4 protein-coding genes are annotated in these 7,676 nt (G+C 40.4%); all 4 read right to left on the bottom strand.

What is annotated here, in order from left to right; genetic code table 11:
• Nucleotides 1–455: 455 nt before the first annotated feature.
• Nucleotides 456–1,445: a sterol desaturase family protein gene (locus tag IEY48_RS19945; protein WP_188923300.1), complete on the bottom strand. Its 990-nt coding sequence runs from the start codon at nucleotides 1,443–1,445 to the stop codon at nucleotides 456–458.
• A gap of 84 nt (nucleotides 1,446–1,529) precedes the next feature.
• A complete protein-coding gene (locus IEY48_RS19940) occupies nucleotides 1,530–3,755 on the bottom strand; it encodes a TonB-dependent receptor family protein (protein ID WP_229786605.1) in 2,226 nt (741 codons plus the stop codon).
• Nucleotides 3,755–4,993, bottom strand: a complete 1,239-nt coding sequence (locus IEY48_RS19935; protein ID WP_188923298.1) for an imelysin family protein — start codon at nucleotides 4,991–4,993, stop codon at nucleotides 3,755–3,757. Before IEY48_RS19935 ends, IEY48_RS19940 begins: the two co-directional genes overlap by 1 nt.
• 88 nt (nucleotides 4,994–5,081) lie before the next feature.
• Entirely contained in the window at nucleotides 5,082–6,836 is a 1,755-nt protein-coding gene (locus IEY48_RS19930; protein WP_188923297.1) for a DUF4856 domain-containing protein, read from the bottom strand.
• Nucleotides 6,837–7,676: the final 840 nt, after the last annotated feature.

The raw sequence follows: 7,676 nt of genomic DNA, 5'->3' as shown, positions 1-7,676 counted from the left end.
CTAGCGCGGAACTCATCGTGGAGCGGGTGGTAAAGCACCTAATGAAGACTCCGAATACATTAGCGCAAACCAACCTCGTTATCGAAAATATCATTTGCAATAACGAGGCGGACCATACATTTTTGTATTCGTAACATTTGAACCCACGGGTTCCTCTTTATAAAAGATCACTATCCCTCCGCCACATTTAACGAGAAAGCCTCATCAGAAATGATGAGGCTTTTTTGTTTTGGCGAAAGATAGAGATTTAAACCCTGGGTTCCTCTTTATTACAAGCAAGCTATCCCTCCTCAAAATCCAAGACCATATGCAAAATGCCAAATTGACAAACCTAAGGCCTTTTTATTTTGGCGGAAGATAGAGATTTAACTCACGGGTTCCTCTTTATTACAAGCAAGCTATCTCTCCTAAAAATTCAAGACTAACACTCAAAAATTTTCATTAGGCATTGCTGATTAATTATGGGGGGGGCGGTTCGTCTTGGATACTTTTTTAGGCTTAACAATCTGCCTTAAGTGACCAAAAGCGTGTTTGAAAGGGTTAATATAAATCCCCATTAACGTGTCATGTCCTGGTTGACCTGAAACACCTATGGTTAAGCTTTTAACACTAGATGCTTTAATTAAACTGCCATAAAGTTTGTCCCATAGCGATAATGCAGAGCCGAGATTTGTATCGCGGTGCTCTTTTGCAATGGAATGATGAATTTGATGCTGAGCTGGGCTGATAAACCAGTTTTCAATCTTATCCCCCCAAGACAGCCAAATGTGACTATGACGTAAGTTTGAACCAAACACATTAAATAAAAACACAAATACATTAGCACCAAGCACATCAAACATTTTTAAATTGGGGCCAAATAAGTAATAACCAATGCCTACAGCAATCCCTTGGGTCAACGCCATTCTGCAAGCATACAAATAACTTTCAACGGGGTGAGTGCGGTAAATGGTAAATGGCGTCATCACAGACGCCGAGTGATGTACTTTATGAAATTCCCACAAAAAGGGAATTTTATGCAGTGCAAGGTGAAGCAAAAAGCGGGTTAAATCATCAAGAATAAATAATAAAATCGTAAATACAGTGATGATAATTGTCAGGTTTTGCGTCAATGGTTCAATAGGCGTAAACAACAGCTCTAAAAAATCACTTAGCCCTAACGCGATAGGCACCATAGTAAATAACAGCGGTGCAAATAAGATAGCCTTTATCAGCTTATTACATACTAAAAGTAAGTAATCATGTTGAGCTGAGCGAGATAAGTAAATGTGTTTGGGAAACAAGAACCGACCAAAGCCAAGCACTGATTTAGCTGTTTTCATTCGCCAGTAAACAGGGATAGCCAGCAAAATTGCACCAACAAGGTATAGTCCAAAAATGCGCTTATTTGCATCTAATGGATACCCTATTAATTCGACAAAATTACTCGATAAAAACTCTACCACTGACATTCTGACCTCAAGTTCGAAACCACTTATTGCTCACGATTCATTTAAATCCATCGTGAGCAATACATTATCGAATAAAGCTTAAAAACGATACTGATAACCGATTTGAAATTGCTGCGGTTTACTCGGTCTTGCGCCATAAGGTCTACGACTAACAATCTCTTGAGTATCAAATACGTTATCCGCTTTGACATACACTAGGCCATATTCATTGAAGTTATAGCTTGCAGACATGTCGACCACAGTTAACGCTTCAGTTTTACTGCCAGAAAGCACCACACCTTCCCCTGATGCTTCCAACATTTCACCAATGTAGCGGACAATCATATTAACGTCCCACTGGTTGCTTACTAAGCCTAAATTCAATGAAACTTGATTCTCGGGTAGATAAGGTAATTCATCACCTGCTTCAATTTCGCCCCACATATCAAAGCCTGAACTAAAGCTCGTTTTGAATTCTGACTCGGTATAGGTATAAGAAACTGAAATAGGAAGCTCTAAGCTATCATTAATATTAAACGCGTAGCCTGAAGTTAGCTCCAAACCAATGACATCAACTTCGCCGCCATTAAATTCAGTATCATCATCGCTACCACAACTTGAGAACTGACAACCTTCTTTTAGGTTACTAATGTCATTAAAAAAGCCGATAACTTCTAAATTAAAGTTACCGTCATTATAACGGCCACCTAACTCATAATTAACACTGCTTTCGGTCTCAATAGACGGGTCTTGTTTTGGACTAGTAGGCAAAAAGCCCTCGTGCACACCAAATAATAATCCCGCCTCATCTGACAAGGCATAGAATAAACTTAAGCTAGGTAACCAAATGCTGGTCTCTTTATTTAAGTAGTCTTCCCCAGCTCCTGGCGCACGATTTTGATATTCCGCATCAATAAACTCACCACGAACACCCGCAGTAATATCTAATGCATTAATGCTAATGGTATCTTGGAAATAGATTGAAATGGCATCTGTGCTTTCTCTGTCAGTGGTCGACGCTTTAGTTGGCTCGCCGTCTGTCACTAAATTTGCACTGCGCATTAGATAATCATCAGTGGTGTGATCGCGTTCGATTTGATCTTGATGGAAGCGTGCCCCAACCTCAAAATGGTTGTTATAGCCCAGTAAATCCATATTCCAGTTCAAATCAGCCTGAATACCTTGGGTAAAATAAGTTCGGTCGTTATTACCTAAGGTCATTTTTTCATATTCAGCAACGCTATCTTCTTGTCCGGTTAATATTTGATAAAAACGTTGGTTAGTCTCGTCTTTATCAGGATCGGCTAAGATCTCTTGTAAACTACGACTAACTAAACCGCCTTTAAAGCCATTAACCTTATACCATGCACGTTCAAAGTCATTGCGATACACTCGTGTGGTCAACTCAAAATGTTCATTGGTAACAAAGTGATTTAACTGGAACTGGGTATGAGTCCAATCCATGTTATCCAATTGGCTCGCCACATATCGTCTATTGGGGTTAGCTGCAAAATCGTCATCGCTTAAACCTAGGTAGGTTTCATCTGAGGTTTCGTTAGCATAAGCCAGTTTTAGCTCGAACACTTGATCGACAGTATCGCCATCAAGGTTGTAGCGTAATTTAGCCATGACATCATTTTTTTCAAATCCAGTATCACCGCCGCCATCAAGTTCTTTAAAACCGTCGGCCTCCATGTGAATACCTTCAATTAAAAAACCAAAGTTATCAATAGTATCACCATAGTAACCGTGAGCTTTCATCAAGCCATCGGTTCCTGTTGAAACATCAATTAATCCTTCAGCGTCTTGCGGTACAGCGCGTGTCACCATGTTGAGCGAACCCGCAACGGTATTAGGGCCATATTTAATCGCAGCAGGGCCTTTAAATACTTCAATCGCGGTCATTTTTGCCGTCATTGGGAAATAATAAGCTGAAGCCGCAGAATAGGGTGCAGGGCCGATGAGCACGCCATCTTCCATGATATTAATTTTTTTACTACGTTCAGGTGTCGCGCCACGAAAACCAATATTTGGTCGTAAACCATAACCGTCTTCTTCACGAATATTGACCCCAGGCACGCTATATAACACCCGGTTAATATCATCAAATTTGAATTGCTCTAGCGCTAACTCATCAATTAACGTCGCTGAGCCTGTGGCTTTATTTAAGCTTTGGTCGCGGCCGATAATTTGCATTTGTTCCATATAGCTATCGTTGCTAGTGGCCTTTTCTTCATCTTCAGCAGCAATAGCACTGTAACTAAGCAAAGAAGATTGTATCGCCAACACTAACGCCAGCTTTTTAGTCATTAATAAACGGTTCATTAATCATTATCTCCAGCTGATGTTTGTGGTAACTCTAAAGCTAAGGTATTGATAAAATCTGATTTAAGCGTATCGGTGACAGCTTTAACATCCGAATGAGTATCAATAACTTGCTGCTCATCGGCTGTTAATGTTTCAGCTAGGCTCAGCTGATAAGCTTGCGCATTGGCGATTGCTGCATCAAGGCTTTGGGTGATAAGCGTTGCTGTAGCTGCATCGTTTTCATCGACTAAATAATCATCAAAACCCAAACCATCTTCGCCTTCATACAGAGCTTTGAGAGCAATGAGGTTATTGGCAATATTTTCTATGGAGTAAGCTGATAAAGGAGATTCAACATCTTGCGGACAAACACTGGTACCACAGGTATTGGCAAAGTAACCCAGTGGCGTTGCTATCTTGCCGTCCTTGGTGACACTGTCGATATAAAATAATGCATCGCTGAGCTTATTCACGGCTGCATGAACCGTCGCAAAGCTACTACCCGTTTCACCAGCGGATTTTAACGTGGCTGCGTAGCCATCATCACCACTCCACTCAGTGACTAATACGTTTGCATTCACATTGATATCGCGAGCGACCTCTGCGGCAAACTCACAACGGGCAAGACGGCGAGACTCATCTGTGCGGTTATCCCAACCTTCTGGGGTGACACTTCCTGTACAGCTATGCTCTAGACTTGGGTTATACAATAAATACTCTAGCGCTATCATGCCTTTTCGAGCAGGTGTACGCGCTGAAATATCATAAGGCACACCATTAATATCGTTATTTTCATAAGAAACGACATCTAAATCGACACCACAACGACTCATCACTGGCCAAGAATATATTTTGTTTCTCAATGCGCCATCATCATTTAATAATGGCCCTATTTGCATCATTTCAACGCGCTGCCATTGGTCCATTGCAGAGCGCCAACCTTGTTGTGCAATTTCTGTGGCGGTTTGCAATCCAGCTGCATCAACCGAACCTTGTTGATTGCCTAACTCAGCAACACAAAGTGCTTCGATTTCGTTTGCTTGGGTTAAGCTTTTCGCAGCAAATTGCTGGAAAGTCGGCGTTATAACGCCATCGACGATATTAGTAATTAATGCGCGCTGATCAAAATCTGATGAAGTATCACCATTATTACCGTAATCGGCACCTGCATCGCTGCTTGTGCTTTCATTACAACCCACTAAAAATGTCGCACTAATGGCTAAAAATAATGCTGAAAATGAATGCTGTGGTTTCATAAAATTTCCTTACTCTAAAAACGACAAAAGCTCGGCGTTTTTCAACGCCAAGCTTTTTAACCTCTATGAGGTCATATCACAATAGGACTTACCAGTTAGCAACGTTATCAGCATCAAGAGAATAACTTGCTTGTAAAATATCACGGGCCGCTTCTAAATCGGCAATATAGCCGTCAACATCACCGGTTAATTCTGGTGCCATACCAAATAAATCATGCATGGTTTCAAAATCTTCATCACTGATTACGCCGTACTCACTGTACTGTAAACCCAGTGCAAAGCCCTTCATTTCAGAATAATGCTTTGATAAGTCATCGTAATTGAAATCAGCGCTGTCACCATCTGTTGCTAGTGGCTCTAAATCTGCTGAAACATCATTGATATAATGAATAACAGTAGCAACGATAGCATTTTCCCAAGCTTTAACACCTGCCATTGCATGGGTTTCAAGCTCTGTCATTTGAGCATCAGTTAATGCGCTACCAACATTGTCATTAATGATTTTACGACCAGCAATAAAGGCTTCCATTGCTTGCATAGTGTAATCCGTAGGCATAGCGTTATCTGCTGTTCCTAAGTCACGTTTTGCAGCATTGACAGATTGGCCAAAGTTATACTCTGAACGTAAATCAATTTTGCCGTCGCCATCCGTGTCTTGAGAACCATTCCAGTCAGCACGACCTTCATCTTCAGTCACTTTACCGGCAATTTCTACATCGCTGTATTCAAGGTAGTTACGTGCCCCACCAAAATAACCAAAACCTTCATCAAACTGATGTTCAAGGTTGGTATAGGCTGCGCCATCACTAGCAGGGTTAATATTGTCTGTTGTTAAACCTTTCCCTTCAGTGTCTACACCAAAGTAATCATCTGTAGCTTGAGAGTAGGTGATCGACATAAGTAGGAATTTTTGAATCAACTGCGCTAAATCGACACCGTCTTCATCAAGGTACACTTTTGAGATGTCATTACCCAATACATCTTGGCGAACTTCACCATTAATTTTAGCGACAGCGTTATCAGCTAAACGATCAAATAATGTGTCGATTAATGCTGAAGGTGTTGTTGAGCCTTTAGCGCCCCAACCAGCAAATGCGCCATTGTTCCAATCTTCGTGCTGTCCGCCTGTATCATTACCAGCAACTTTACCCGTTAGGTTTTTATAACCGGTAATATCTGACAGTAATCCGTCTTTGGAATTATCGAAGAAAGTAATTGGTAAATCAGGGTATTGTGTTTCTTCATCTGGGTTGAAGAAGTAGTTAAGTTTTGCCAATACCTCATCTTTAGTTGCTAATTCGTTGCTATCAATTTCAGCTTCTAATGTAGAAGAAATGTATTGGTTTAATTCGGCAATTAAAATGTGACGTGCCGTTTGGCCAGTGTATGAAACACTTGATTCGCCATCATTCAGTTTACTGTCGAAAGTATAACGATCCATGATGTCGTTAACTGTCACAGTAAGATCTTTACTGAATGTTGCACCATCAGCATCGGTTGCTGTAATAGTTAAGGTAAATTCTGTGGTTTCAGCAGAATCAGCATCTAACGTTACGTCATCCATCAATTTTAGCGTTGTGCCGTCAATAACAAACTGATCACTGGTTAAGGTGAAAGTATGTGAATCACCAGAGTCACTATCAGTAGCAGATAACGTACCTACAGTGGCACCCGCCATATTTTCATCAACGCTAGAATCAGTAAGAGAGATATCCGTTGGCGCAGAATTCGTTGGCTGCGTTGTGCCAGTATCTGATGAGTCTGAATCTGAACCGCCACATGCGGTAAGTAAGCCTAATGAAAGTGCGATAGTCGTCGCTAAAACTGTTTTATTAAGTTGCATATTATTCCCCTGATATAAAAGCCACCGGCTAAAAGCCAAAATGTTAATAACTTATTACAAAAATAATAAGGGAATGATAATGATAACTCATCTTATTCGCAATACTTTTTAAGCATAAACTAAATTAAGTACCTCTAACCTCAAAAAAATGTAAGTGGATGAATTTCAAATCAATTAACCATATTTTAATTAAGGGAATTTGAAGCAGCCTGAAAATTGGTGAGTAACCAACCGACTTAAACGATTAAAATCATTAACATACCGATTACAATGTAAATGTCATTGTGGAAAGTTAAATGCACTAATAGCCAATTTGATGATGCAATTGGCTATTAGGATCAAAAAAGGACAACCCATTTGCAGAGTTGTCCTAATATTTATTGATGCAAACAAAACATGGCCATATGGACGCTCCCGGTGAGTCAAGGTAATACTCTGCTCACCGAAGGCTTTTTGGCCTAAGTTTTCTGTACAACACTCTCACTCTTATCGTTGCTTTTGATGCGCTCATTTACCGCTAGAATTGGTTGTGCTGCCCTGATGTTTATAAAAGACGTGGGCTTTAAAACCAAGCTGCGCCCCAAATGAAATCAGTTCATAATGATTGAGCTTTTTCAACTTCAGAAATAAAGTCAATCTTAGCTAGCAATTGCAGACCCTTAAGATGCAAAGCCCTTCAACTGCCTGATTTTAAGCGACTATTTTAACTATTTAGGTAATCCCCCCTAAAAAAAGCTGATTTCAAAAGTAGAATTTTCTCGTACTATATACGCAGGGAGATTCTGCATGAAAACATCAAAATTTAGCGACAGCCAAATCTTGGCTATCCTCAAGCAAGCC

The organism is Shewanella saliphila, from assembly GCF_014648295.1.
GTDB lineage: Bacteria > Pseudomonadota > Gammaproteobacteria > Enterobacterales > Shewanellaceae > Shewanella > Shewanella saliphila.
The sequence above is the reverse complement of the archived record's forward strand: the minus strand, read 5'-3'. Positions and strand labels throughout refer to the sequence as shown.